The sequence below is a fragment of the Bartonella sp. CL25QHWL genome (assembly GCF_042195335.1).
In the GTDB taxonomy this organism is placed as follows: domain Bacteria; phylum Pseudomonadota; class Alphaproteobacteria; order Rhizobiales; family Rhizobiaceae; genus Bartonella.
This window is the reverse complement of the sequence record NZ_JBHIOE010000041.1, coordinates 463-3,530: the sequence shown is the minus strand read 5'-3', so window position 1 is coordinate 3,530 and position 3,068 is coordinate 463. Positions and strand designations below refer to the sequence as shown.

Here is a 3,068-nt window from a genome sequence, read left to right as displayed (position 1 = left end):
CCTTGGCAGCATCCGAGAGCTTTTCCTGTGTAAAAAAACTCTTCAACCATTGCCAAAAGTTGGAAAAGCTTTGTTTAACGCCCTCCCACAAATTGCCAAACCACTCGACAACAGCGCTAAGCTCTTGTTTAAACTTTTGCCAAGTTTGAGAGAAATCAAAAGCAGCAGCAATGATATTTTTCCATTTGGTGATGGTGGTGGTATCAGCACCAAAAAAGCGCATGACGGCTTCAAAGGCACGCCCCCAAGCCCGAGATACCCCCCGTGCAAAACCTTTGACAAAAGAAGAAAAACGATCCCAATATTTCCACAAAGCAAAACCAGCAGCAAGGATGACAGCCACAACAGCAGCAATGACCGCCCCGATCGGGGTAAAAATACCCCCCACAACAGAGGAAAGACTTGCCCCAACCACTTCGATCACTGTCCCCATCCAACCAAAAGAGGCAGCAAATGCACTTCCTGAGACAGCAATCCCCCGTAAAGCCCCTACCAGTAAAGTCATGGGGCGAAGAAGACGCAGCGCACTTCCACCAAAGCTTGCTGCTATTAAACCCAGCGAGCGCCCTGCGGCTGCTAAGCCCCGCCAGCTTGCAGCAACACCACGACTAACAGCACCCATCTTGATAAAAGAGCCCATCAATTGAAGAAGCCCAAGGCGTGTCCCAGCAAGAGTAAAGCGCAACACGCGCAGAGCAATATTAAAAGCCATGAGGGCGGCAATGGTTTTGATAATGGCGCTTGTTAAAGTTGGGTGCGCATTCGCCCACGCCATCAACCCATTGGTAAAATTACCAACAGTTTCCATGAGACTGTTGAGAGGAGGCAGAAGCACTTCACCAATGGTGATGCCCAGAGCCACAATACGGTTTTGTAAGAGTTCAAATTGCCGCATGGCACCGGTTGCTTGTTTGTCTGCTTCTTGTTCTACCGAACCTTTAAAGACTTGTGGATCTTTCACATACTCTAAAGCTTGCCCTAACAATTCGGGGTTACCCACCAATTTGGCAAAATCACCGGTAAAATCGCGCCCCGCAATGGCAATCAGCGAGCGCATCCCCTGTTCGGATTTACCCAACACATTAAAAAAGCGCACCAAGGTGCCGGTGGCATCTTTGTCCAGATCTTGCATGAATTTTTCGCGAGAAAGCCCGATATTGGCAAAAGCATCTTCAATATGTTTGCCCCCTGCCTGAATGCGCGCACTCATGGCATTAAAACCACGCGCGGCACTCTCAGGAACAATCCCAGCAGAAATCATCGCCGTACCAAATGCCGCAGTTTCGCGCGCTGTCAACTTAAACATGGTTGCCGCACCGGTGGCACGATTGGTAAAATCAGACACTTCACTGGCCTTTGCCGCCATGTGATTAGAGAGATGATTGATAGCATCGCCTAGATCTTCAATGCCTACCTGATTAAGCTTAAAGACATCGCGCAATTTCGCAAAGCGCTCCCCAATCTGATCTCCCGTCATATCAAAAGCTACAGCTGCTTTAGCGGCGTAAATGCTAAAAGCTTCTAGATCTTGTTCACCAATCCCTGCTTGGCTGGCACTGGTCATCAATTCTAAGACTTCACGCGCCGCTAGCGGAATCTTGGTGGAGGTTTCAAGCGCAAAACGGCGCAATTCCTTTAAGCGATTAAGGGGGGCATCGAGAACCTTTTCCAAGCCCTTCATCGATTGATCAAATTGCATGGCTTTATAGAGCGGTGCAATTAAGGTTGCTGTTTGCGCAATGGCACCCACCATGCGCCCCCGCGCTTGGATAAAAGCATTTTCCGCATTCTTTGTCGCATCCTCAAGATGCTCAGGGTCAAACCACCCTTTAAAATGCTGCCTTGTCTTGTTTTGGAAATGCGCAACATCTGAACTAAAGGCTGCAAGATCACGCTTGGCAGAAGCTATCCCCTCTTGCAGATGATTGACAAAACGCACAACAAGGGAAACATCCATGACGATTCTTTATCCTAACTGATGGCTTTCATATTCTTGAGCTTTCAGGCGCGCGAGTTCTTCTCGATAGGCAATCACATCCAGCCAATCCATCTGGTTAATCTCTGAAGGCGCCCAGTGATAATAAAGGGCTAGTTCTGCCCCAAATTGTCTGGCAGAGAGGATTGGCGTTGCGTAAAAAAAACAAAAAAAGCCTTCAATATTGCGACAATATCCATCACATCAACTCGATCAATCAATTCAATAGATTCACGTGACATATCAGCCAAAAGTGCTGTGATGCCTTCTGTTGCCTCACTTGTGAACAAAACTTGAGAAAGCTTCGTGATAAGCACATCATTGCTCAAAGTTGTTTTTTGCTCTCCAAACTCAGGAAGCAGCAGCTCTGTCAATTGTGGTCCAATGAGCACCGCTAATTGCTTGGCATGCTTAAAAGTGGGGCGATAAAAGGTCAGTTTCTTGCAGAGAGATTCTTTGCCACTTTTATCTTGATAAGGAAGCGGAACCTGCAATTCCACGTCAATGCTGGTTTGTAAACTTGTCATGATCAATTCCTATAAGTTGAGAATAGAGCGGCGGCGAGAACCGATCTCTTGCCCATTGCGGACAAGCCAGCCGCCCCGTTTAAAGGAAAAGCGGTGCAAAACAGAACCATCCCAAAATTCCGTATAGTCCCAAACATTTTTGATCTCGCAATCATAGCCTGTCGCTTTTCCAGCTGTTAAGCCTTCGCTATCGACTTTGACCAACCGCCCTGTCACATCAATGGAATGTTCATGCTCACGCCCATCTTCTTCAGAGATCACATGTTTTTTGCCAGTGAATTTATGACGAAGACCAGGGGGACCACCAAAAATACCGATGACCTCAGGGGTATGGCTGCGGATTTTCATTTGCATGCTCAAAGCTTTCACACCAAGACCGCTCACATCAATCTGCATATCAGAGCCCCCTGGTTGATAGGTTTCGGTGATTTCTTCCAACGTAGGTAATTTGAGGGTTTCAAGATCAAGATGTAGATTCACATCATCATCAATAATCAAGGTAAAACCGCGTACAATGCGTAAAGTCATGCTTTAACTCCTTGCTGCTTTGCGATAAGTTTCAAGCG

At 47.2% G+C, this 3,068-nt stretch carries 3 protein-coding genes; all 3 read right to left on the bottom strand.

What is annotated here, in order from left to right:
* A partial coding sequence (locus ACFILY_RS09190) for a phage tail tape measure protein (RefSeq protein WP_375673344.1) occupies positions 1 to 1,957 on the bottom strand: 1,957 nt, incomplete at its 3' end.
* A gap of 131 nt (positions 1,958 to 2,088) precedes the next feature.
* Positions 2,089 to 2,502 (bottom strand): hypothetical protein, encoded by a 414-nt coding sequence (locus ACFILY_RS09185; RefSeq protein WP_375631783.1) that lies wholly within the window; start codon positions 2,500 to 2,502, stop codon positions 2,089 to 2,091.
* Between the two features lie 9 nt (positions 2,503 to 2,511).
* Positions 2,512 to 3,030, bottom strand: coding sequence for a phage major tail tube protein (locus ACFILY_RS09180; protein WP_375631781.1), 519 nt, complete (start codon positions 3,028 to 3,030; stop codon positions 2,512 to 2,514).
* Positions 3,031 to 3,068: the final 38 nt, after the last annotated feature.